Source organism: Aquibacillus albus (assembly GCF_016908325.1).
GTDB classification, from domain to species: Bacteria; Bacillota; Bacilli; order Bacillales; family Amphibacillaceae; genus Aquibacillus_A; species Aquibacillus_A albus.
The window spans coordinates 132,195-157,080 of the sequence record NZ_JAFBDR010000004.1 but is presented as its reverse complement, the minus strand read 5'-3'; the positions used below and the strand labels follow the sequence as shown (position 1 = coordinate 157,080).

The 24,886-nt window shown below is 38.7% G+C and carries 20 protein-coding genes and 1 pseudogene; 14 read left to right on the top strand and 7 right to left on the bottom strand.

The window, feature by feature from the left end; genetic code table 11:
* Window positions 1-30: 30 nt before the first annotated feature.
* The 3 genes and pseudogenes from JOC48_RS21215 to JOC48_RS05460 form a co-directional block, all read right to left on the bottom strand.
* Window positions 31-236, bottom strand: a pseudogene (locus tag JOC48_RS21215) (IS1380 family transposase); the annotation flags it as partial.
* A gap of 11 nt (window positions 237-247) precedes the next feature.
* On the bottom strand, window positions 248-1,096 hold the full coding sequence (locus tag JOC48_RS05465; RefSeq protein ID WP_204498059.1) for a sugar phosphate isomerase/epimerase family protein: 849 nt from the start codon (window positions 1,094-1,096) through the stop codon (window positions 248-250).
* Window positions 1,097-1,099: 3 nt separating this feature from the next.
* Complete coding sequence (locus JOC48_RS05460) at window positions 1,100-2,188, bottom strand: Gfo/Idh/MocA family protein (RefSeq protein WP_204498058.1); 1,089 nt, start codon at window positions 2,186-2,188, stop codon at window positions 1,100-1,102.
* Window positions 2,189-2,313: 125 nt separating this feature from the next.
* Between JOC48_RS05460 and JOC48_RS05455 the strand changes: the two genes are divergently transcribed.
* The 12 genes from JOC48_RS05455 to JOC48_RS05400 all read left to right on the top strand — a co-directional run bounded on the left by JOC48_RS05455 (window position 2,314) and on the right by JOC48_RS05400 (window position 16,100).
* Entirely contained in the window at window positions 2,314-3,219 is a 906-nt protein-coding gene (locus JOC48_RS05455; RefSeq protein WP_204498057.1) for an AraC family transcriptional regulator, read from the top strand.
* Between the two features lie 474 nt (window positions 3,220-3,693).
* On the top strand, window positions 3,694-3,930 hold the full coding sequence (locus tag JOC48_RS05450; RefSeq protein WP_239584211.1) for a glycoside hydrolase family 2 protein: 237 nt from the start codon (window positions 3,694-3,696) through the stop codon (window positions 3,928-3,930).
* Between the two features lie 106 nt (window positions 3,931-4,036).
* Complete coding sequence (locus tag JOC48_RS05445) at window positions 4,037-4,876, top strand: aldo/keto reductase (RefSeq protein WP_204498056.1); 840 nt, start codon at window positions 4,037-4,039, stop codon at window positions 4,874-4,876.
* Between the two features lie 185 nt (window positions 4,877-5,061).
* On the top strand, window positions 5,062-5,301 hold the full coding sequence (locus JOC48_RS05440) for an indolepyruvate ferredoxin oxidoreductase subunit alpha (RefSeq protein ID WP_204498055.1): 240 nt from the start codon (window positions 5,062-5,064) through the stop codon (window positions 5,299-5,301).
* A gap of 169 nt (window positions 5,302-5,470) precedes the next feature.
* Complete coding sequence (locus JOC48_RS05435; protein ID WP_204498054.1) at window positions 5,471-6,445, top strand: ring-cleaving dioxygenase; 975 nt, start codon at window positions 5,471-5,473, stop codon at window positions 6,443-6,445.
* A gap of 337 nt (window positions 6,446-6,782) precedes the next feature.
* Complete coding sequence (locus JOC48_RS05430) at window positions 6,783-8,246, top strand: CoA-acylating methylmalonate-semialdehyde dehydrogenase (RefSeq protein WP_204498053.1); 1,464 nt, start codon at window positions 6,783-6,785, stop codon at window positions 8,244-8,246.
* 402 nt (window positions 8,247-8,648) lie between these two features.
* Complete coding sequence (locus JOC48_RS05425) at window positions 8,649-9,437, top strand: SDR family oxidoreductase (RefSeq protein WP_204498052.1); 789 nt, start codon at window positions 8,649-8,651, stop codon at window positions 9,435-9,437.
* Window positions 9,438-9,525: 88 nt separating this feature from the next.
* Window positions 9,526-10,395 carry a Cof-type HAD-IIB family hydrolase gene (locus tag JOC48_RS05420; RefSeq protein ID WP_204498129.1) on the top strand — a complete coding sequence of 290 codons (870 nt, stop codon included), beginning with the start codon at window positions 9,526-9,528 and terminating at the stop codon, window positions 10,393-10,395.
* A 47-nt stretch (window positions 10,396-10,442) separates the two neighbouring features.
* Window positions 10,443-12,230 carry an adenine deaminase gene (gene ade, locus JOC48_RS05415; protein ID WP_204498051.1) on the top strand — a complete coding sequence of 596 codons (1,788 nt, stop codon included), beginning with the start codon at window positions 10,443-10,445 and terminating at the stop codon, window positions 12,228-12,230.
* A 571-nt stretch (window positions 12,231-12,801) separates the two neighbouring features.
* Complete coding sequence (locus JOC48_RS05410; RefSeq protein WP_204498050.1) at window positions 12,802-13,653, top strand: NAD-dependent epimerase/dehydratase family protein; 852 nt, start codon at window positions 12,802-12,804, stop codon at window positions 13,651-13,653.
* 60 nt (window positions 13,654-13,713) lie between these two features.
* Window positions 13,714-14,697: an aldo/keto reductase gene (locus tag JOC48_RS05405; RefSeq protein WP_204498049.1), complete on the top strand. Its 984-nt coding sequence runs from the start codon at window positions 13,714-13,716 to the stop codon at window positions 14,695-14,697.
* A 200-nt stretch (window positions 14,698-14,897) separates the two neighbouring features.
* The gene (locus JOC48_RS05400) at window positions 14,898-16,100 is read left to right on the top strand and encodes an ROK family transcriptional regulator (protein ID WP_204498048.1); all 1,203 of its coding nucleotides are present in this window, start codon (window positions 14,898-14,900) and stop codon (window positions 16,098-16,100) included.
* A 144-nt stretch (window positions 16,101-16,244) separates the two neighbouring features.
* On the opposite strand, the gene JOC48_RS05395 is transcribed toward JOC48_RS05400, so the two are convergent.
* Genes JOC48_RS05395 through JOC48_RS05380 form a run of 4 tightly spaced genes read right to left on the bottom strand, consistent with a single transcriptional unit; the run spans window position 16,245 to window position 20,989 of the window.
* Window positions 16,245-17,291: an aldose epimerase family protein gene (locus tag JOC48_RS05395; RefSeq protein ID WP_204498047.1), complete on the bottom strand. Its 1,047-nt coding sequence runs from the start codon at window positions 17,289-17,291 to the stop codon at window positions 16,245-16,247.
* Between the two features lie 18 nt (window positions 17,292-17,309).
* Window positions 17,310-18,800 carry a UDP-glucose--hexose-1-phosphate uridylyltransferase gene (gene galT, locus JOC48_RS05390; RefSeq protein WP_204498046.1) on the bottom strand — a complete coding sequence of 497 codons (1,491 nt, stop codon included), beginning with the start codon at window positions 18,798-18,800 and terminating at the stop codon, window positions 17,310-17,312.
* 2 nt (window positions 18,801-18,802) lie between these two features.
* Complete coding sequence (galE, locus tag JOC48_RS05385; RefSeq protein ID WP_204498045.1) at window positions 18,803-19,804, bottom strand: UDP-glucose 4-epimerase GalE; 1,002 nt, start codon at window positions 19,802-19,804, stop codon at window positions 18,803-18,805.
* Window positions 19,805-20,989 (bottom strand): galactokinase, encoded by a 1,185-nt coding sequence (locus JOC48_RS05380; protein ID WP_204498044.1) that lies wholly within the window; start codon window positions 20,987-20,989, stop codon window positions 19,805-19,807. It abuts the gene before it with no gap.
* 403 nt (window positions 20,990-21,392) lie between these two features.
* On the opposite strand from JOC48_RS05380, the gene JOC48_RS05375 reads away from it, so the two are divergent.
* Together JOC48_RS05375 and JOC48_RS05370 are read left to right on the top strand one after the other, a co-directional pair.
* Entirely contained in the window at window positions 21,393-22,964 is a 1,572-nt protein-coding gene (locus JOC48_RS05375; RefSeq protein WP_204498043.1) for a bifunctional metallophosphatase/5'-nucleotidase, read from the top strand.
* Window positions 22,965-23,026: 62 nt separating this feature from the next.
* A complete protein-coding gene (locus JOC48_RS05370) occupies window positions 23,027-24,721 on the top strand; it encodes a catalase (protein WP_204498042.1) in 1,695 nt (564 codons plus the stop codon).
* Window positions 24,722-24,886: the final 165 nt, after the last annotated feature.

The following is a 24,886-nucleotide window of genomic DNA, read 5'->3' as shown; positions in this document are numbered from 1 at the left end:
AAGCACGGACGTGTTTAACGGTTTTTTTTAGAGTGCTTTTGACTCTTCAAATTGATATATTTTATCTAAAAGTTCTTGGTTATCTCGATTTAGCTGTTTAATGGAATGATTATCAAATCATGGAAAAACGAGATAAATCTAGGTTGAAGAGCCAAAGCATCTGTGCCGACAATTACTGTTAATTGATCAGCAGCGTCATCCTCCGAGTATCCAGTAATAATTTGATAAATTCTTTGCTATGAATATTTCAGGAAAAGCCAACTGATTTAAACAATTTTTCGTAAGCAGCTGCAGAATATTTAAGTAGTTCTTCAGGATTTTTTTCTGGAGGTTGTTTCGTTAGTACTTCCTGTGAGACTGGCCCTTCATATCCGGCTTTTTTCAGTGCTTTTAAAAAACCTTGTAAATCAATAACCCCTTCTCCTGGATAAAGTCGATCATTGTCCAGCAGCTGTTCGATAGGTAAATCCTTAGCGTCATTAATATGAACGTGAACAATTTGACTAGGATTGAGCTTAGTTAGCTCTTCAAAACTCATCCTATTTGTATAGCAGTGGTAAGCATCAACTAACAGACCGACATTTTGCTCATTAATTGCCGAAATAAAATCTAAGGTTTGCTCCATATTCCAAATAAACGGATTTTTCCAGTTTGTTCTTAGGTGGTGAGGACCAACAAATTCCAAACCAAGACTAATTCCATAGCTCCCTAGTATTTGTGCACATACTCGTAAACGTCGAGTTGCAATGGCCATAAATTGAGCTGCATGTAAGTCAGTGGAAGGGAGAATATAGGTAACGCAAGACTGGCATCCTAAGGAAGAAGCAGCTTCAGCATCTATAACTAGCTGTTTCAAACCATTTTGAAACTCCTCTTCTGATCTGCGCCATTCAACAGATAATCCGATGGTTCCAATTTGGATGTTATAGTCCTGTAAGAAAGCTTTAGCATTTTCTAACCCTTCACGTTTTATGAATTGGTCGAGGGAAGCTCCATCACTATCAATCACATCAAATTGGTGAGCCGAAGCAAGTTTTACAAATTGATTGATGCTGTCCACATCACCAATTCCAGCTGTTGTTAACCCTTTAAGCATCGATTATTCTCCTCCTATATCCCAGTTAAGTACAACTTCTTTGCCTGTACGGGACGATTCATAAATTGCACTTAAAATCAAGTTATTGGTATAGCCGGATAATGCAGACGTTATTGGTTGTTTTCCTTCACGAATACATTCGATAAAATGCCGGCTGAGCCTAATACGTTCACCGTCACCCACTTCATCATGAGCATCTAGATCAACATCAATTGCTTTATCAAACATTTCCGTTAGCAATTTTCCCTGACTGCCACGAATGGAAGCACCTCCGTTTGAGCCAAGCAAGTGAACAAATGGACTATTATCCGTGTCCATATGTACAGCCCAACTAACATCCAGTGATAACGAGCTGCCATCTTCCATTTTGATAAGTGCTGTTGCAATATCTTCAACATCAAAGGTGCCATCCCAATTTGGGGTCCCCCAAGTTCCGATTCCTTTTCTTTTTGGCCCAAATTCTGCATATGTGGAACCAAATACAGAAACGGGTTTTGGATTGCCCATTAAATATAAGGAAAGATCTAATAAATGTACGCCTATGTCAATAAGAGGACCTCCACCAGAAACTTCTTTTTGTGTAAACCACGTCCCCCAACCTGGAATTCCTTTACGACGGAACCACCCTGCCTTGGCATGGTAAATATCCCCTAACTCACCCATCTCAACTTGTTCCTTCACTTGCAATGCTAATGATTCCCAACGCATTTGATGCCCAATCATTACAATTTTTCCAGTCTCGCGTTGAGTTAATAGAATTTCTTTGGCATCGCTGTCATCAATAGCCATCGGTTTTTCCAACAGTACGTGTTTCCCGGCTTTTAATGCTTGTATCGCTAAGGGGGCATGCCATTTATTTGGTACACCGATGATAACAGCATCAATATTGTTATCATTAATTAAATCATCTGTATTTTCGTGAACAGTTGGTATTTGATATTCCTGTGCACGTTTTTCTGCAAGTGGCAAATGCATATCTGTAATTGCTGTAATTTCTACATCATCTTGTAATTGACTAAATATACTTAAATGAACATTCCCGATATTACCTGCACCAATAACACCAATTTGAAGTTTTGAACTTGTACTCATATTTATCCTCCCTAAATTGAAATAAAGTTTTTATTATTACCTTTATGATAAAATGAAATTAATTCTTTCGTCTTGTCATATTTTTCAGATTATATCTCATTTTTTCTGAGGGGTGTTTTTAATAAATGACATCTTTACCAAGGTATTTAACGGAGTTTCCATCTTTTCATTCCGTATTTCCTTTCTATATTTCTATTAATAGCCTGGATACTGGGTTTCCTGCCCACCGTCATGACTTTTTTGAACTTTCCTTGGTCATTGAAGGAGAAGGAAAAGAAATGATAAACCACACTGTTCACGACATGATGCCAGGTACGTTTACATTTGTAATGCCTTATCAAATTCACAAAATAGAAACAACATCGGATCAACCTCTGCGATTAATTAATTGTAATTTTGGTATGAATTTATTTACGAATACAAACAGCCACTTTGGCATTAACCACTTATTGTTTGAAGCTGAGGACCAGCTGCCAGCATTTTTTCAATTCGAGCATGAAGATTACGAACGCATGAAAGGTTTATTAAAGGATATGATTGAAGAATATCAGGATTCAAAGCGGTGGAGAAATGAACTTATTACTGCAAAATTAGTCGAAGTATTAGTTAGATTTGATCGAGCTAGATATAAGCAATACCCACAACAATTAGAACATCAACCTAGAAAAAGGAGCGATGAAGTGTTGATGTGGGATATTATTCAGTACATTCATAAAAACTATCGAAAAAAGCTATCTTTATCGATTATTTCTAAACGCTTTCATATAAGTGGTTCTGTCATTTCCGAACTATTTAAATATCAAATTGGACAAAATTTTGTTGATTTTCTGCATGACATACGAATTAGACATGCCTGCAGTCTCCTAGTTTCAACAGATATGAATATTTCTGAAATTGCATTTGAATCAGGCTTTGGTTCCTATAAAACCTTTTCGCGTGTATTCCGTGACCAAAAAAAGGTTTCTCCTGTTCAATTTCGAAAACTGTATGGGCAAACCTCACTAAATTCAACGATTTATAATAATTTTTAAAAGAATATGATTATGAAATCCACATTAGCACATGGTAGCTAATGTGGATTTTTAATGCAAATAAAACAAATATTAGAAAATGTTTTAAATGGAAACAGGCGTATAAATTAGCATTACACCACAATTTTAAAATCTTCGTAAAATTTTGGACATTATCTTAATTTAAACGGATTTTCACATGAAAGAGTAGCAGATAAAATATGTGTAAGCGTTATGAAAAAAACGCTTTCAAACAAAAAAAAGGGGGCAAAACATATGATTAAACAATTTAGGAAAATCAGTTTTATAGCATTTACTACACTATTATTGTTAGCGCTTGCTAAGTGAAAATGGTGTAGTAGAGGATATTACGATGAATACACATACATATTCACGTTTTGAAAGACTATACAAATTTATATAAAGTATGGCCAAATGATTCATTAAAGCAGAGAGTTATTTATTAATGGTGAAAGGCATTCTTCAGCAACAGTATTGTTTACGAAACCTAAACATTTTAAATTTTTAGATCCGAAAATCGATTTAACAGTACAAGAGCAGGAAAACAAATACATTATCACCCTATCATCACAAATGTTTGCGAAATATGTTGAGCTTGACTTGGTTGAGGATGATTGTAAGTTTAGTGACAATTACTTTGATTTATCTGCAGGTGAACAAAGAGAAATTGAAGTGAAGAAAGAAACGTTAAGTAAGAAGGCTTCTTATTGAGGTTGTAAAGGAAATACAATATAAATGCAAACGCTTAAGCACATTATTTTCATATTTAAAAGACATGTGTAAAAATATAGATAGCAAATGAAAAGGAGGAATTTTCATGCCAACGAGTTTACAAGCTACAACTAAATTACATAATGGTGTTGAAATGCCATGGTTTGGTCTAGGAGTCTTCCAAGTAGAAGATGGAGAAGAAGTAATTAACTCAGTTAAATGGGCGATTAAACATGGCTATAAAAGCATTGACACTGCAGCTATTTATAAAAATGAAGAAGGTGTAGGTCAAGCAATTAAGGAATCTGGCATTAATCGTGAAGATCTATTTGTTACATCTAAACTTTGGAATGGTGACCAAGGCTATGAATCTACATTACAAGCTTTCGAAGATACGTTAAACAGATTGGGACTAGATTATCTTGATCTTTACTTGATCCATTGGCCTGTACCTTCACAAGGAAAATATAAAGATACGTGGAAAGCAATGGAGAAGCTTTATAAAGATGGGAAGATTCGTGCTATTGGTGTAAGTAACTTTAAGGAGCATCATTTAGACGATCTTATTAAAGACGCAGAAGTGAAGCCGATGGTAAACCAAGTGGAATTCCATCCTAACTTAACGCAAAAATCATTGAGAGATTACTGTAAAAAAGAGGGTATTCAGCTAGAAGCATGGTCTCCATTGAAGCAAGGTCAATTATTGGATGATCCTACCTTAAAGGAAATTGCTGATAAGCATGGGAAGTCAACTGCCCAAGTAATCCTTCGTTGGGATTTACAAAGTGAAGTTGTAACTATTCCTAAATCAGTAAAAGAACATCGTATTGTGGAAAATGCAGATGTATTTGATTTTGAATTGACATCGGAGGAAATGGCAGCGATTGATGGATTAAACAAAGATGAGCGTATCGGTCCAGATCCAGATGAATTTAGTAAAGTATAATGAATGTTCTAAGAGGCTGTCCTTTACTTTTGGGTCAGCCTCTTATTTTAACTCGAGCTCACTTTACCGGTTTTTTATGACGGGGAATGGCTCATACTATGTGACAAGCGCAATTCTTGCATCTGTACTAGCATTGTTATTTAATTGACATGTAGTCATTTTTGGTAAGTGGGAGGGTTAAAATCATGGCATTTGTAATTACCGGCCCATGTCAAACGGAGAAAGCCGGTGAGTGCGTAACTGTTTGTCCTGTTGATTGTATAGAAGAAGGTCAAGATCAATTTTATATAGATCCAGATATCTGTATTGATTGCGGTGCATGTAAGGCGGTATGTCCAGTCGATGCAATCGAAGAGGAATATGATCTGATGCCAGATCAAGAAGTATATCTGGAAAAAGCAGAAGCATTTTTTGGTAGTAAATAAGTGATAAGGGTCTGACTCCTGAGCTTAACACAGAGGGGTCGGCCTTTATTTTATGAAAAATACCTTGATTTCGAGATAATTTATTTTTATACTAAACGTACCGTGAATAATGGATGTAGTGTTTCTTTTTGGAGAACATATGAATAGATAATTACATGAGGTGAGAAGAATGGAAATAAAAGGTATCCACCATGTGTCTGCGATAACAGCAAATGCGAAAAATAATTATCATTTTTATACGAAGGTTTTAGGAATGCGATTAGTGAAAAAATCGGTGAATCAAGATGATACGAGTATGTATCATTTATTTTATGCAGATGAAATAGGCCGTCCGGGAACAGATTTAACTTTTTTTGAAATTCCTAGAGCTGGTCATACGTACGCAGGAAACAATAGTATTTCACTGACTTCTTTGCGTGTGGCAGATGATCAAGCATTAAAATATTGGGAAAATAGGCTGAAAGAGTTTGGTGTCGATCATGAACCAATAACAACGCAATTCGGCCGTTCCGTTTTATTTTTCACAGATCCAGAAGGACAAAGATTAGCGATTGTTTCTGATGAAAAGAATGAAGGAGTCGAAGCTGGTGTTCCTTGGGATAAAAGTCCTGTCCCACAGGAGCAAGGAGTGACAGGTCTTGGGCCAGTGAAATTAACCGTCCCTGATCCAAGCCCAACGGAAAGAGTTATCACAGAGGTAATGGGATTCAGGCTGGTTGGTAGCTATTCATCAGCAAAAGCGGATCAGCCCAAAATTAAAGTATATGAAACTGGTCAAGGCGGGACGGGTGCAGAAATACATCTGGAACATCGAACCGATTTACCTCCTGAACGTCCTGGGAGAGGAAGTGTCCACCATGTCGCTTTCCGTGTCGATAATGTTAAGGAGCTCGAGGAATGGAAAGAAAAAATAAAACTATCGAGAATTCCTAACTCTGGCCTAGTTGACCGTTATTATTTTCAATCCCTTTATTTTAGAGATCCAAATGGTATTTTATTTGAGCTTGCAACAGATGGACCGGGATTCGCAACAGATGAAGATGTTGACCATTTAGGAGAAAGTGTGGCACTACCACCTTTCTTTGAAGATAAAAGAGAGGAAATTGAAGCAGGGTTAAAGCCGTTAGAGACAACAAATGAATAAATGTGTCAAAGGCCTTTGAACAAGTACAAAGGTCTTTTTTTAACATGTAGTGAAGGGGTCTGACCCTTCTAGGTTATTTTTAGTTCTTCCATACTCAAATCAATGTGTTAATATAGTGATAAAGTGAATCAAATTCCGGTTGATATGGGCAGGGGCTAGAATCATATGATAAGAAGTTTAAATATTCAAACATCTAAAAAAAGGTGCGCCCTAGTCCCCCACAGCCTTCGTTAAGCATACATAGTGTAGTTTAACATCACAAGGTCGTAGAATACTTCGTCGAATTTCGATGTCGACTTGTACAAACACAATTTTCAAATTAAGAGGAGGAACTTAGATGGCTACAATAGACCAAGACACGAGGACATTAAAAAATTATATAAACGGGAAATGGGTAGATGCAAATACAGAGGAATATTTGGATGTGACCAATCCAGCAACTGGAAAAGCAATCGCGAGCGTTCCAATTTCATCGTCCCGAGATGTAGACCAAGCAGTTGAAACTGCAAAAAAAGCGTATAAATCATGGAGTAAAACGCCAGTTCCAAAGCGGGCAAGAATTCTGTTTAAATATCAACAGCTTTTAACAGACAACCATGAGCAATTGGCAGAGCTAGTTACACTTGAAAATGGAAAAAGCTATAAAGAAGCATATGGAGAAGTATTACGAGGGATTGAGTGTGTTGAATTTGCAGCTGGTGCACCGAGCTTAATGATGGGGGAAACGTTATCTACCATCGCTACAGATATTGATTCACAAATGTTCCGATTTCCGTTAGGGGTTGTGACGGGGATAGCTCCATTTAATTTTCCAATGATGGTGCCATGCTGGATGTTTCCACTCGCAATTGCATGTGGGAATACGTTTGTCTTAAAACCATCCGAGCAAACACCAATGCTTGCCAATAAATTGGCGGAGTTATTTACAGAAGCAGGATTACCTGAAGGTGTATTCAATGTGGTCCATGGTGCACATGATGTGGTAAACGGCTTTTTAGGTCATGAAGACATCAAGGCAATTTCATTTGTTGGCTCTGAACCTGTCGCTAAATATGTGTACGAACAAGCTGCCGCAAATGGAAAACGAGTACAAGCACTTGCAGGAGCTAAAAATCATCATATCGTTATGCCAGATGCGGATGAAGAAGTGTCGATTCAAAACATCATCAGTTCCTCGTTCGGCAGTGCTGGACAAAGGTGTATGGCTTGTAGTGCAGTTGTAGTTGTTGGAGATGGTGACGATTTTGTTCAACAGCTGAAGGAAAAAGTGGATGAAGTCAAGATGGGGCCAGGGATGGACGAAAGTGTTTTATTAACTCCTGTCATTCGCGAAGCCAATTGTGCTAATGCTATGAAATATATTGAGTTAGGAATAGAAGAAGGAGCGACATTAATTCGGGATGGCAGAGAGGATCGTAATGGGGAAGAAGAAGACGGATATTTCCTCGGAGCGACCATCTTTGACCATGTTACACCTTCCATGTCTATAGCAAAGGATGAGATATTTGCTCCTGTTCTTAGTATTTTACGTGCAGATAATTTAGATGAGGCATTAGAAATCATAAATAAATCAAGGTTTGGTAACTCTGCCACGCTTTACACAAGAGATGCAAAGGCTGTTCGGCAATTTCGAGAAGAAGCGGAGCCTGGCATGTTAGGTGTTAACGTTGGTGTACCAGCTCCGATGGCATTTTTCCCTTTTTCAGGGTCTAAAAATTCTTTCTTTGGTGACCTTCATGCAAACGGAAAGGATGGTGTTCAATTTTATACTAGAAAAAAGATGATTACATCTCGCTTTTAATAATAGGCAAATCGGCAGCACGATAATACAATAAATTATAACGGAAGATGATTTGTAGTTTTTCGTTAATACGTTAAAAGAATCAATCGCACAGCTTTGAAAGCTTTATGATGGATGGATTGAGCTGCTTTTACCAAACGATGTTTAGCAAAATAGCTTTAGTCACATGGCTAAGGCTATTTTTGCACGTTAGGAAAGTATAAAATTTTAGCACTGAAGTTAATCGACGTAGTAAAATTTTAGGAACTAAGCGCAACGAGGCTATTGCCTGCGCCTAAAGGCTTAGAGCTAGCCAAGTTTTCTTTATTAATGATCCGAATGTGTTAGTAGTGTCGCTAATTATTTCGTATATCCTTGTACGGATTAAGCAACATAAAGACAGAGAAGGAGGATTCGACAAGGATGAATGAGCAAACATTAACTGGTAAAGTTGCTATTATTACAGGAGCGAGTTCAGGGATTGGCAAAGCTGCTGCGATACGTTTAGCTGAAGCAGGTGCAAACATAGGATTAGTCGATTTAAAGGAAGAAAATGCGGAAGAAGTAAAAGAACAAATTGAACAAATTGGAAGGAAAGCAATCATTACTGATACGGATGTTTCAGATCCGAAAAGAGTAAAAGATAGCATCGATCAAGTAATAGAAAGCCTTGGAAGACTGGACATTGTTTTTGCGAATGCAGGAATAAATGGAAAGGTTGCTCCAATTGAAGATATTACGCCAGAAGAGTGGGATCAGACACTAACAACGAACCTAAAGAGCACTTTTTTAACAACAAAGTATGCCGTACCCCATATGAAAAAAAACGGTGGAAGTATTATTATCACAAGTTCCATAAACGGGAATCGAACGTTTAAAAATATCGGAATGTCAGCATACAGTACAAGTAAAGCTGGGCAAATGGCTTTCGGTAAGATGGCTGCCCTTGAGTTATCCAATTATCATATACGGGTGAATATTATTTGTCCTGGTGCGATTAACACAAACATCGGTCAAAATACGTTTAAGGAAAAGAAGGAATTGAAAAAAGTAGATATTCCAGTCAAGTACCCAAAAGGAGACCAACCGCTTGAGCATAAGCCGGGTGAACCTGAACAGGTGGCTGATCTTGTTCACTTTTTAGCATCGGATGCTTCTAGCCACATTTCTGGGACGGAATTATATATTGATGGGGCACAATCTTTGTTATAACTTAATCGCAAACCCAGTGATGGCTAAGCTGGGTTTATTTCTTCTATTCATGCTATAATTTAATACATATAAATAGAATGCTAGGGGGATACACTTGGAAACAAAGGCTGTATTTTTAGATATGGATGGTACGATTTTGAATCACCATAATGAAGTGACGAATAACACGAAAAGGATTATTGATCAGCTTCGTGCCAAAGGGATGATTGTCTGTATTGCTACAGGCAGATCTTTAAAAGAGGTGTATGATGATGCACGTAGTGATTTACAAGTAGATGGTATTGTTAGCTCGAATGGGATGATTGTTTACCAGGGTAACGACATCATTGCGGAGCATTCACTTTCTAGAGAACTTATTAATGAAATTATAAACAAAGCACGTGAACAAGAAGTTTATTATGAATTACATCCGAACGAAGGCTCGTGTATTACACTGAATCAAGATAAAGCATTTGTTATCGATGAAATACGGGAACCAAAACCAGAAGAAGTAGGTATTAATGAGTGGTTATCAAGGCAAGCAGCAATTGAAAAGGATATACAATGGGAGGATTCGGTTGGAGAAAGGAAGTACTCTAAATTTTACTTTTTCAGTCGAACGGAAGAAAAGATTAACCATTGGATTGATGAATTAAACGAGTTGAAAAAGCAAATAGATTTCACCACATCTACTTCCTCCAATCATAATGTTGAGGTGATGGTTGCTGGTGTCAATAAAGCAACTGGCATCCAGCACCTGTTAGACCATTTTGGTTTGAGGCCTGAGGAGATTCTCGTTGTGGGAGATAGTAATAACGATATCCCGATGCTCGAATTCGCTGGTTACTCTGTTGCAATGAAAAATGCACCGGATTCGATTAAGCAATTGGCAGATGAAGTGACGACATATGACTGTGATGAAGATGGTGTATATCATTATTTGAAAAACAAATTTCTTTCGTATAAACAGCCTGGGTAGACATCACTCAGGCTTTTGTGCTTTTATTTTTAAAAAGGGGAGATTACATGATTAATAATCGAAAACCATTAACAGAAGTCAACCGTACACTAGCAAAGGTTTCATTAGGAGAAGAAGCTGCAGATCTTGTCATTCAAAACGGAACGCTCGTAAATGTGTTGACTGGTGAATTATTAAAAAATATGGATATTGCTGTTAGCGAAGGACGAATCGCTTATGTAGGGGATGTAGATCACACGATAGGGTCTAATACAAAAATAATAGATGCAAGTGGTAAGTATATTTCCCCTGGATTAATGGATGCACATATGCATGTGGAAAGTACGATGTTATCAGTCACCGAATTTTCGAAAGCAGCTATCGTAAAAGGAACGACAAGTATTTTTATGGATCCCCATGAAATTGCTAATGTGCTGGGAGTCGAAGGTGTAAGGCTTATGCATAACGAAGGTCAGCAGCTGCCAATGAAAGTGTTCACGACCTTTCCTTCCTGTGTTCCGGCTACAGATAATCTAGAGGATGCTGGTGCAGCACTTGAAGTAGCGGATATAAAAGAGGGCCTAACATGGGAGAATGTTGTTGGTCTTGGAGAAGTCATGAATTTTCCAGGTGTTGTTTATGGCGATCCCAAAATGCTTGGTGAAATAGAAGAAACAATCAAAGCAAACAAGACGGTTACAGGCCACTTCCCTGATGGTAGTGAACAAATGCTTCAAGCCTATATTGCTTCAGGAGTGACGTCATGTCATGAAACAGTTACGCGTGAACAAGGCTTGGAAAAGCTGCGGTTAGGGATGTACTTGATGATTCGTGAAGGATCAGCATGGCATGATGTTAAAGAGGTAATTAAAATCGTAACAGAGGACAAGGTGAACACAGATCATATTTTGTTAGTAACGGATGATGTTTATCCACAGACCCTTACGGAAAAAGGTCATCTAAATCATGTTGTTCGACGTGCAATAGAAGAAGGAGTCTCTCCTATTGAGGCAATAAAAATGGCTACCTTAAATGTCGCACGTTACTTTCAAAAGGAAAATGATTTCGGTAGTATCGCGCCGGGAAAGGTTGCAGATATCCTTATACTAGATGACTTAGAAAAGGTAGAATCTTCTATCGTAATTGTGGATGGGGAAGTTATTGTGGATAACAAACAGCTCATTCACTCCTTTCCTACCTATAGTTATCCAGAGCATGTGAAAAACTCTGTGCATATTCATAGGAATTTGCAGCCGTCAGATTTCCAGTTATCAACAGCTAGTTCCGCTTCGGTTCAAGTGAATGTTATTAAGGTCATAGAAAATAGTGCAAGAACCGAAAAGAGTTCTGCAACATTACAAGTAAAAGATGGCATTATTCAACCGAATCTAAGTGAGGATATCTTGCTGTTAGCCTGTATCGATCGTCATCATCAATCGGGTCAAGTATCCCTTGGCTTTACACAAGGGTTCAAGCTCCAAAAAGGTGCAGTTGCTTCAACCGTTGCTCATGATAGTCACAACTTACTTGTGATGGGTACCAATGAGGAAGATATGGCATTTGCGGCGAATACGCTAGCAGCATCGGGTGGAGGAATGGTTGTTGTTGAGAGTGGAAAAGTACTTGCTCATGTACCGATGCCGATTGCTGGACTAATGTCAGATCAGCCTTTAGAAACAGTTGTTAAGCAAGTAAAACAGCTAGAAGCAGCATGGAAGGAGCTTGGTTGTCCTATCCATGCGCCGTTTATGACTTTTTCACTCATTGCTTTACCAGTTATTCCAGAAATTCGAATAACAAATCGGGGCATAGCTGATGTTACGACTTTTCAATTAATGGATACGGAGATAAAGTAGAAATATAATCATGGGTGCTACTTTCTGGTAGTGCTCTTTTTTATGGTCCTTTTCGTATCCTTTGTTAGTTTTTATTGCACAGTAGACAGATGATACGCAATAAAAGATGATTTGTCATTAATCTAACGAATAAAAAGAGTGCATAACCGACGCTGTGGAAAAATGCGAGACTCCTGCGGGAAAAGCAAATGGTTTTCGGTGGGGCGAGTAATCGCAGTCCCAACAGGTGAAGACCCCGCAGGAAGCGGTTTTTGCTTCCGAGGAGGCTGAGGCGTTGCCCGCGGAAAGCGAGTGTTTTTCCACAGCGGTGGTTAACCACTCTTATCGTTCGTCAATAAACTTCAAAGTATTGCGCATTAATCTTATGTTACGCATATAGTTTTTTACTATTAAGTTTATTATTAGAAAAACACGACATTTGTCCGTCTTAATTTAATAGATTCAGCAATAACTGCCAAAATAACAACATTAACGATGGTAGCAATAGCCAAAGCTAATATTTTTCAATAAATCTTTTAATCTAGTATAATGGTGAGAGAAAGCGTAAACAACATAGGATGAGGTGGATGAAATGAAAAAAGTAGTAGTGACTGGTGGGAGTGGATTGCTAGGTCAGTCTGTTCTAGAAGAGTTTGTTAATCATGGATATGATGTATTAAATGTCGACCAAAAGCTACCAGTGAATCCGGTATGTGAAACAATTACGGCTGATTTAACCAACTTAGGAGAGGCTTATGATGTATTAGTTGGTGCTGACGCCGTTGTTCATTTGGCAGCGATTCCAAGAGCATACATGGTTCCCACTGATGTCACATTCCAAAATAATACGATGACTACCTTTAATATATTAGAAGCTGCAGGGAATCTAGGAATAAAGAAAGCGGTTATTACGTCAAGTGAATCTTCCTATGGTATTTGTTTCTCGAAAAATGGATTAACACCACAATATGTCCCAATTGACGAAGAACATCCGCAATTACCAGAAGAGAGCTATGGACTTTCTAAAATCGTTAATGAAAAAACAGCAGAAATGATTCATAACCGTACAGGAATTCAAGTAGTTTCCTTACGTATCGGGAATGTAATTGCACCACATATGTATGAAAATTTCCCTGGATTTATACATAAACCTGAGCTTCGCAAGCCAATTCTTTGGAGTTACATTGATGCAAGAGATGCAGCTGCTGCTTATCGTTTGTCGGTTGAAAAGGATGGGCTAGGTACTGCAGTTTTAAATGTTGCCGCAGATAATTCCAGCATGGATATAAAAAGTAAGGATTTAATGAAGGAGTGCTTCCCGAGTGTTACCGATTTCCGCGAAGAGTTAAGCGGGTATGAAACACTGTTGAGCAATAAAAAGGCAAAAGAGTTACTTGGATGGGAACCAAAGTACAACTGGAGAGATGAAGTGGAAAAACTGTAACCATTGGTTATTGATTAAACGTTAAGAGGTAAAAAATTAAACAGGAGGGTGAATACATACATGAACTATCGTCAATTAGGAAATACAGATATGAAAGTAAGCGAGTTGAGCTTTGGAACATGGGCGATTGGTGGTGCCTGGGGAAAGACGAATGATGAAGAATCACTAAAAGGCTTGCAGCGTGCTATGGATGCAGGTGTGAATTTCTTTGATACCGCCGATGTATATGGAGATGGACACAGTGAAGAGCTGTTAGCTAAAGCAACAGAAGGCAAAGAGTCCGAAATTCATGTCGCAACAAAGTTTTGCCGTGCTGGTGATATTCACGATCCGGATACTTATTCAGAGAAAGCTGTAACGGAATATTGTGAAGCAAGCTTGAAGCGTCTCAATCGTGAAAGCATTGATTTGTATCAAATCCACTGTCCTCCTATTGAAATTTTAAAGGATGGAAGCGTGTTTGAAGTACTTGATAAATTAAAGCAGCAAGGAAAAATCAGGTATTACGGTGTCAGTGTAGAAACGGTTGAAGAGGGACTTTTTTGTTTAGAGCAATCAAATGTAAGCACCCTACAAGTGATTTTTAACATGCTCCGTCAGAAGATGACCGATGAGCTTTTCCCGAAAGCACAGGAAAAGAATGTTGGCATTCTAGCAAGAGTTCCTCTAGCGAGTGGTTTATTAACAGGGAAATTTTCTGAGAATCATCAGTTTGAGTCTGATGATCATCGTAACTTTAACAAAGATGGTGACGCATTCAATGTTGGTGAAACATTTGGTGGGCTTGAATTTAATAAAGGTGTTGAGCTCAGTAATCAATTAAAGTGGGTAGCCGATGGAAGAGGAAGCATGACTCGTGCTGCTTTAAAATGGATCTTAGAGCATGATGCTATCTCAACTGTTATCCCAGGTTTCAAGACAGTAAAGCAGGTAGAGGATAATTTAGGTGCGTTGGATGTAAAAGGCTTCTCTGAAGAGGAATTGAATCGTATTGCTGAATTTTATCAAAGTGAAGTTCACGACCATATTCGCGGACCATACTAAGGAAAATATTATATAACAAAAAAGTTTACCAAAAACCATTTTTTTTGGTAAACTTTTTTTATTCAGGTTAACATTTGATTTGGGTAAGCCATAGCCAAAGGAACGGATTATCGAGTATGTGTCACAAAGGAAATAATACGATGCTCAAATAAATTAAATTAATTTAACATTGAAATTGTTCAATAGATAGGATGGTCATGATGCAACGAGGTAGCTTTCAATGGATGAAATCATTAAATAAATCAATTATTTTAAATAAGATTCGTGCTTCAGGCCCTATTTCGAGAGCGCAAATCGCAAAAGATACAAAGCTTACCCCTCCTACGGTCGGCAGTATTGTGAAAGAGTTGATTGAACAGGATATTGTGCGAGAAAGTTCACAAGGTGAATCGCAAGGTGGAAGGAAACCGACCATGCTTGTTATTAACCATAGTGAGTTCTATGTGATTGGAATTGATGCGGGGCCAAGAGTAATCGAATTTGTGTTATCCAATTTATCGGGTAATTTACTTGAAATTAACACACAATCAATTGATGAAAAACTTTCCAATCAACACTTTTTAGAGTTATTAAAAAATGGGATAAGAACTTTATTAACAGCTTATCCACAATTACAGGATAAGATTGTTGGAATTGGTGTTGCCATGCATGGGGTTGTTGATGTAGAAACAGGCACATCTTTATTTGCGCCAAATTTAAGCTTGAGAAATGTACCAATCAAACAAGAGCTAGAGTCCACCTTTGACTTTGAGGTAAAAGTGGAAAACGATGCCCGTTCTCTGGCTTTAGGTGAAGCATGGTTTGGAGAGCATGAAAATGAAACAAATATGATGGCCATTAATATTGGTACTGGTGTTGGTGCGGGTTTAGTCATGGACGGGAGACTTTATCATGGAGAATATGACCTAGCTGGAGAGGTAGGCCATATGGCAATTGATATAAATGGGAGGAAGTGCCAGTGTGGAAGTGTTGGGTGTTTGCAAACACTTGTATCCGGTCCAGCGATTGCTGATAGAGCAAGACAGGCCATTAAAAAAGGAGAACTAAGTGTGCTGGCAGAAAAAGATGATGCCGATATTACTGGTGAGGGTGTGTACCAAGCTGCCTTAACAGGGGATGCATTGTCAGTTAAAATTTTACAGGAGACCGGTACATTTATTGGGATTGGAATTACGAATTTGATTCATGTGCTAAACCCGAGCAAGGTCATTATCGGTGGCGGTGTATCGAAATCAGAAGCATTTCTATTGGAGCCAATGCAGAAGACCATCCGCGAACGAGCACTTACGGATAAAGCGAAGCAAACAAAGGTAGTTATTTCAAAATTAGGGGACCATGGTACGGCATTAGGTGCTGTGGCATTGCTACTTGTCGAGTTGTTTAAACCGAATATTGCAGAATAGCGAAAAAGGACTGCGCATAAATGTAGTAAGTGCGCAGTCCTATTAACAAAGCGGATCCTCATTCCGCTAAAAGGAAAAAAGCTGTTCCTAAAGGAGGAAGCAAATAACGAATAATCCGTTAATCAATAAAGTGCTCCCGGTTTTTTATTCAATCAATCCAAATGCAAAGGTTGTTTTCTTAGCGTATTTTTCATCCTTCTGAATAATTACAGAAGGAAAGCCTTCATGGTGAATCGATGCTGGAGATGCTTGTGTTTCCAAGCAAACACCATGATATCTTTTTGATGATCCTTCTAGTAATTCAAGTCCATCTGCTAGATTATTAGATGTGTACATCACAACGCCAGGCTGCTCGGTGGTAACAGTCATCTTTCGGCCGCTTGCTTCATCCTCTAACGTGATTTTTTCCTTTTGATTATCATCAAAAATAAAAAAGTGATCATAGCCATCCGGTGCAACCGCATTTTGTTGATGGTCAGAGGTTGTTCCATCCTGAATCTTTCTTCCTTCTCTGAAATCAAATACGGTACCATCTACTGCTAATATTTCACCAGTAGGAATTAACTTTTCATCCAACTCAACGAATTTGCTGCTGTCCATCGTAATCGTATGATTTAAAATCGTATCCTTCAAGCCGCCGCTTAAATTAAAATAAGAGTGATTGGTAGCAGTCAATACCGATGTTTGATCAACATCCCCTTCATACGTAATAGAAAACTCATTATCATTATTCAATGCATATGTCACATTCATTTTTAAATTCCCCGGATATCCGTTTTCCCCGTCAGGACTAAAATGGGATAGCTTTACACCAACTTCATTACTATTCTCAAACGGTTTACTGCCCCAAATGACTTTATGAAAACCAGGTGCTCCACCGTGTAAATGGCTTTCGTTTTCGTTTACAGGAACGTTGTACGTGTTATCTTCTAATTCAAATTGTGCTCCTTGAATTCTGCCAGCAACCCGGCCAACGAGTGCGCCAAAAAAGTTTGGATTGTCTAAATAATCCTCGTAATTTTTATAGCCTAAGACAACGTTTTCAAGTTGATTATTTTTATCAGGGGCTAAAATATTCGTAATAATCCCACCAAAGTCTAAGAAGCTTACCTCCATGCCTTGATCGTTTTGTAGTGTGAATTGCTTCCACGTCTGACCGGAAACGTTTAATTCTTCTGTCTTTACTTGCATTATATACCCTCTCCTTGGTTATTCATTCAGCGTCTCAAGAAAAGCATGAAAAGCCTTTCTTCCTAATTCATTCGCTTTAAAGACCCCAGAATCCTCTAAAACTCTCGTGAATTTTTTGCCTAGCTCATTTTGCAGGATAGATTCAACATTTTCTGGATTAATATTGTGATGATCTGCTTTTATTTGCTCTGCCCAAGACTGGTGGTAATCTGCGACCTCGGCTTTTTCCTCTAAAAGAAACTTACGTATATCCTCTAACTCTTGCTTGAGGCGGGCCGGTAAGACAGCTAATCCCATCACTTCAATCAAACCAATATTTTCTTTCTTAATATGATGAACGTCCTCATGTGGGTGAAAGATGCCTAATGGATGTTCATCTGTTGTTCGGTTATTTCTCAGCACTAAGTCAAGCTCGTATTTTCCATTTCGAACACGAGCAATCGGGGTGATGGTATTGTGTGGTGTATCCCCCGTAAAAGCTTGAATATTTGCAGCTGAATCACTATATGTTTTCCAACTGTTTAAAATAGTAGTTGCTGCTTCAATTAGACTAGCTTTGCTGTCGCTTTTTAGGCGAATCACAGACATCGGCCACTTTACTACTGCAGCATCAACATCAGGAAATGCTTTTAGGTCAAAGTGGAAATCCTCACTTGCTTTTGTCATCGCAAATTCATAACGGCCGGCTTGATAATGATCATGACTCAAAATACTCCCACCGACAATGGGTAAGTCTGCATTAGATCCGATAAAATAATGCGGGAATTGATCAACAAATGCAAGCAGCCGCGTAAATGTGTCTTGGTTTATTTTCATATCACGATGCTCTTTTGCTAAAACAATGCTGTGCTCATTGTAATAAACATAGGGCGAATACTGAAAATACCATGTTTCATCTACTAGCGGGACCTCAATGACTCGATGGTTTGACCGAGCAGGGTGTCCGGTTCTGCCGACATAACCTTCGTTTTCGACACATAATAAACAAGTCGGGTAGTTAATGTCTTTTTTTAGGTTGCGTTCTCTTTTTATTTGTTCAGGGTCTTTTTCAGGCTTCGAAAGATTAATCGTTATATCCAGTGTCCCGTATGGAGATTCCGTTTCATAATGAACATTATTACTTATCCGCTTTGTTTGGATATAGTTGCTATGCTTACTTAACTCGTAAAAATAATTAGTCGCTGCTTCTGGAGAAGTCTCATATTTTAAATAGAACGTTTCGTTAATGGCGGATGGCTTTGATAGGAAGCAGTCCATGATTTTGGCCGACAAAATTTCTTTATCGTCAAGGACGTCTTCAATCACATTTTTCTTTATTGCATAGGAAATAATCTCTTCAACAAGATCCGGGATCGTTTTATCTGTTGCCTCTGTTCCTTCATCTATAAAATGGTCAAGCTCGAGAAGCCCTAATAGTTGATTTCGAACATAAATGGCATCGCTTTTTTCCATTAAATGTACTTCGATGCCTTTATCCACCAATTGAGAGATTTGCTGAAAAATAGACATGGCTATCGCTTCACTTCCTCTCTGTAGCCTGTCGGGTTATTTTTATGCCAGTTCCATGCATCTTCAATAATTTGATGAATATCTGTTTTCTTAGGATTCCATCCGAGTACTTCTTTCGCCTTTTTAGACGATGCGATCAGTGTGCTTGGATCACCGGCACGTCTTTCAGCAACCACAGCTGGGATTTCTTTTTGTGTCACCGCGCGGGCATTATCGATAATTTCTTTAACTGAGAAGCCTTGATTACTTCCTAGGTTGAAGATATCGCTTTGCCCACCGTTTTTTAAATAATCAAGCGCTAATAAATGAGCATCGATTAGATCTTCTACGTGAATGTAGTCGCGGATACACGTACCATCGTCTGTAGGATAGTCATCCCCAAAAATAGAGATTTGCTCTCGTTGCCCCAGTGCGACCTGCAGAACAATTGGAATCAAATGTGTTTCTGGCTGATGATCCTCGCCAATTTCCCCAGACGCTCTTGCACCTGCAACATTAAAGTAGCGGAGAGAAACATAACGGATATCGTGTGCAGCTTCACACCATTTCATCAGCTTTTCCATCGTTAATTTTGTTTCCCCGTACGTGCTGGTTGGATTGGTTTGCATGGATTCTGTAATCGGCACTTGTTCTGGCTCACCATAGGTTGCTGCTGTCGAAGAAAAGACGATATTTTTCACGCCATATTCCTTCATTGCACGTAATAAAACCTGGGTACCGTACACGTTATTATCAAAATATTTTAATGGATCCTCCATTGATTCACCAACTAACGAATTGGCTGCAAAATGTAGTACCGAATCAATCGACTCGTGTTCAAATACGGTTCTTAAAAAATCTATATCTCTAATATCCCCTGCATAAAACGTTGCATCAGGGTGCACTGCTTCACGATGTCCTGTTTCTAGACTATCAATCACAACAACGTCTTCCTTTTTATCAATCAGTTGGTAGACGGCGTGGGATCCAATGTAACCTGCCCCTCCTAATACGAGTACACTCATTTACAACACTCCTTCAACATCTAGTTTCTTTGCACCATCACCAATGGTAGCAACATAAAACGTTGCATCATAGCCGACTTTTTCTCGATAGATGGTATTTATCCTTGTTTTGAATGCTTCTACTTGATCTTTTAATACAATCGCAATCGCACATCCACCAAATCCAGCTCCAGTCATCCGTGCACCTAGTACACCATCCTGTTTCCAAGCTGCATGAACAATCGTATCAAGTTCAAGACCAGTAACTTCATAGTCCTCTTGTAAAGATTGATGGGATTCATTCATTAGCTGTCCAAACGCTTCCAAATTTCCTTCTTTTAATCGTTCAAGAGCTTGAAGCGTACGAGCGTTTTCATAAACGGCATGCTTAGCGCGCTTTCGATCTATCTCATTTGCGATAAGGTGCTTCGATTGCTCAAATTCATCCGGAGATAATTCTCCTAGGCTTTCAATCTGCAATTCTTTTTTTAAATCAGCTAAAGCCTGCTCACATTCAGACCTGCGTTCGTTATATTTGGAGCCGGCTAACTCACGCCTTTTGTTCGTATTTATAATAATAATATCATGATTTTCTAGCTTTAATGGTGCGTATTTGTATGCTAGTGTCTGGCAGTCTAGTAAAATAGCGTGGTCCTTCTTCCCCATGCCAATCGCAAATTGGTCCATAATCCCACTATTTACACCAATATAATCGTTTTCTACTTTTTGTCCTAATTGAATCAGTCGAATTCGATCTATTTCTAGGTTATATAGACTTTCTATTAATACACCAGTGGCCATTTCTATCGATGCAGATGAAGATAGCCCAGCCCCATTGGGAATGTTTCCGTAATATAAAATGTTAGCTCCGGAAGAAATGGAGAAGCCCTCTTTCATAATATATCGATACATACCCTTTGGATAGTTCGCCCAATCATGATTTTTATCGTAGTCTAAATCAGAAAGGTCACATTCTATGATACCAGCATCAGGGAAATTTACTGAATAAAATCGTAGTTTTCCGTCATTGCGTTTGGTAGACAAAGCATATGTCCCGAATGAAATCGATGCAGGGAAAACGTGTCCTCCGTTATAGTCTGTATGTTCTCCAATCACATTAATTCGACCAGGAGCGAAAAAAATATGAGGTGTTTGTTCCTCACCAAAAATAGAATGAAACTTTTCAATAAGATTAACCGTTTCCATGTCGAGCCTCCTCAAATCATACTTTGAAACTTAATTAAATTAATTTATTATGTTAAGTTTAACCGTTTCGTAAAAAAAGTTCAATGGAAAAGTTTTAAATAGGCGCAAAAAAAATGCTGCCCGTTTTGGACAGCAACAAAATAAAAGGGGCTTTCATTTTGTGAGAAAGTCTTCTCCTACCATGTTGCTTGTGCTAGCGCCTGAGCTACATAGCCTACTCACTGTTGGAACATCTTAACTATATCAAACGAATAATAAGTGCTTGTAAAGTGAGAATAAAATGATTGTAAATTTTGCAATTCCAAATGATGAAATATTTTCCACAATATTCCTCCTGTATTATTATAGAATAGGGAAGAGTTTGAGCATGTAGAAATAGCAGGGGAAGGAAGGGAGAAAACAAATGGAGTTAATAAAACGACTATCACTATTGATTGTGAGTGATGTTCATGGTTACATATATCCAACGAATTATAGCGATCATATCGAGCGAAATTTAGGCTTGGCGAAAGTTTCTAGCGTCATAAAGCAATTAAGAAAAGAGAAAGCAACGATTCTAATCAATAATGGCGATTTAATCCAAGGAAGCCCGCTTACCTATTATCATGCGAAATATTGTCCGGAAACAGAAAACCCGACAATTAACGTGATCAATGATTTAGGGTGTGACGTATCTGTATTAGGAAATCATGAGTTTAATTACGGGACGAAATACTTACAGCGGGCGGTTAATCAATCGAATCATCCATGGTTGTCAGCGAATGTGCTTGATAAACATACGAAAGAGCCTGCATTCGGGCAGCCGTATCTAATCAAACAAGTTGATGGGCTAAGGGTTGCTCTTTTAGGGATAACAACGCATTACATTCCTAATTGGGAGGATCCGAATCATATTAAGGATTTACAATTTGATGATGCGTTAACTTCTGCTAAGCAGTGGGTCAACTATATTCGTCAGCATGAGCAACCAGACATTGTTGTTGTGTGCTATCATGGCGGCTTTGAAAGGGACCTTGAAACAGGGGAGCCGACAGAGGATTTGACTGGCGAAAACCAAGGCTATCAAATATGTAAAGAAGTAGAAGGAATCGATGTATTTGTGACAGGACACCAGCATCGTTCGATTGCAAAACATCTATTTGGAATTCCCGTTTTGCAGCCAAGTCATAATGGACAGCTTTTAGGGGAACTAGAGTTAGCGTTTCATTACAGTGATGGTAAATGGACATTGAAGGAAACTAAACCAAGGTTACATGAAATCGATGCTGACGTTGAAATGGACCATGAAGTGCTAGCACGTATACAAAAGGAAGAGAACGACACGCAAGCCTGGTTAGACCGACCGATTGGTTCTATCGAGGGTGACATGTCGATTGATCATCCATTTGAAGTACGGATAAAGGATCATCCATTTATCGAATTTATTAATAACGTTCAAATGGAAGCAGCAAACGTGAGTATATCTAATACATCGTTATTTAATAACGCCTCCCCAGGATTTAACAAGAAGGTTACAATGAGGGATATTGTTTCCAACTATGTTTATCCGAACACATTAAAAGTTATCCGTATTTCGGGTCAGGCTATAAAAGATGCTTTGGAGCAATCTGCAACGTATTTCATTATTAACGAAAACGGAGAATTGGATATTCATCCTGCTTTTATGGAACCGAAGCCTCAGCATTACAATTATGATATGTGGGAAGGCATTGAATATGAACTAACGATTTCTAACCCAATTGGACAGCGTGTCACCAAATTGTTTTATCAAGGTGAGCCGATTGATTACAAACAAGAGTTTGATGTCGTGATGAATAACTACCGTGCTGGTGGCGGTGGGAATTTTGCTATGTATAAAGAAGCAGAAGTTATTCAAGAAATACAGACGGATATGACCGAGCTGATTGCCAATTATATTTTGGAAAGAAAAACAATAAAAGCAACATGTAATCATAATTGGCAAGTTAAAGTGTAATTGTATAGAAAATCCCTCATTAGCAAATATTAGGAAGAAATTATTTGCTAGGAGGGGTTTTTTTGAATCAAAATGACAAAGGTCAGCAAAACGGACCAGGTGGGGCGAATGATGAACGATTCGCAGAGGATGAAAATGAAAAAACATTAACGAATCGACAGGGACATCCGATTCGTAATAACCAAAACATACGCACAGTTGGCAATCGAGGACCATCAACCTTGGAGAATTATGAGTTTCTCGAGAAAATCTCTCATTTTGATCGGGAACGTATTCCTGAACGTGTAGTTCATGCAAGGGGCGCGGGAGCTTTTGGGTATTTTGAAACGTACGGAAAAGTCGGTGACGAACCGGTTGAAAAATATACACGTGCAAAAGTGTTTTCTGAAGCGGGAAAAAAAACACCAGTATTGGTACGCTTTTCAACGGTTATTCATGGGATTGGTTCCCCGGAAACGGCTAGAGATCCACGTGGGTTTGCGGTTAAATTTTATACCGAAGACGGAAACTGGGATTTAGTAGGAAATAATCTGAAAGTATTTTTTATTCGTGACGCGGTAAAATTCCCTGATCTTGTTCATGCATTTAAGCCAGATCCAGTCAAGAATATTCAGGACGGTGAGCGGATCTTTGACTTTATTAGCAATACACCAGAAGCGATGCACATGATTACCTTCTTATTTTCACCATGGGGGATTCCGGCAAATTACCGTCAAATGCAAGGTTCCGGTGTGAACACCTATCGTTGGGTAAATAAAGATGGTGAAGCGGTTTTAGTAAAATATCATTGGGAACCCTTGTCTCAAGGAATGAAAAACTTAACCCAAGAGGAAGCGAATAAAATCCAGGCAGAAAATTTCAGTCATGCAACCCAAGATTTGTATGAAGCCATTGAAGAAGGGAATTACCCGGAATGGGAGCTTCAAGTGCAAATCATGGAAGAGGGCGAGCACCCTGAATTGGATTTTGATCCGTTAGACGATACGAAGCTATGGCCAGAGGATCAATTTCCAAAATTGAAAGTTGGGAAAATGGTGCTTGATAAAAACCCGGAGAACTACCATAACGATATCGAGCAAGCGGCCTTCGGTACCGGTGTACTTGTAGATGGTCTTGATTTTTCCGATGATAAAATGCTTCAAGGTCGTACCTTCTCTTATTCTGATACACAGCGCTATCGTGTCGGGGCAAATTATTTACAATTGCCGGTTAATGCACCAAGAAAACATATTGCTACCAATCAAGAAGGCGGCCAAATGTCGTATCGTTCGGATAAACCAGAAGGGGTTAGTCCACATATTAATTACGAGCCTTCAACGTTAAACGGCTTGCACGAAACAGACCAACGGGGAGAATACTACAAGCCATATGTCGAAGGGTACTTAACGAGAGAATCCATTGATCGTAAAAATGATTTCAAACAAGCGGGAGAAACGTATCGTGCATTTGAGGACTGGGAACGCGAGGATTTAATCAACAACTTAGTAAACACATTGAAACCATGTGACCCAAGAATTCAGCAAAAGATGGTCGACATGTTTACAGAATGTGATGAAGATTATGGTAGAAGAGTAGCAGAAGGAATTAAAATGGGGATGGCTGCTGGTGCTGGTTCAATGAATATGGAGAGCAGTGAAGAAATTATGCCAACGAAAGGTAAACTGCCAAAGCATGGCGGTTCACCGATGGGAAGTACCGGTGCAGCCGATGCAGTTGATGAAGCAGAAGAAAAAGGACATGACGTGGATCCATATTAAAATGGGAGTGTAGTAGGAAAATCCTGCTACACTTTTTTTGCACGTTAAGAAAAATTTATTCTGTGCTGAAGGGTTCGAAAGGTCCTATATAATTTAGTTCCGTGTATAATTCAGCGTGAAACTCCTCAAGAAATCTCCGCTATCACACAAATCTAATAAAAAATT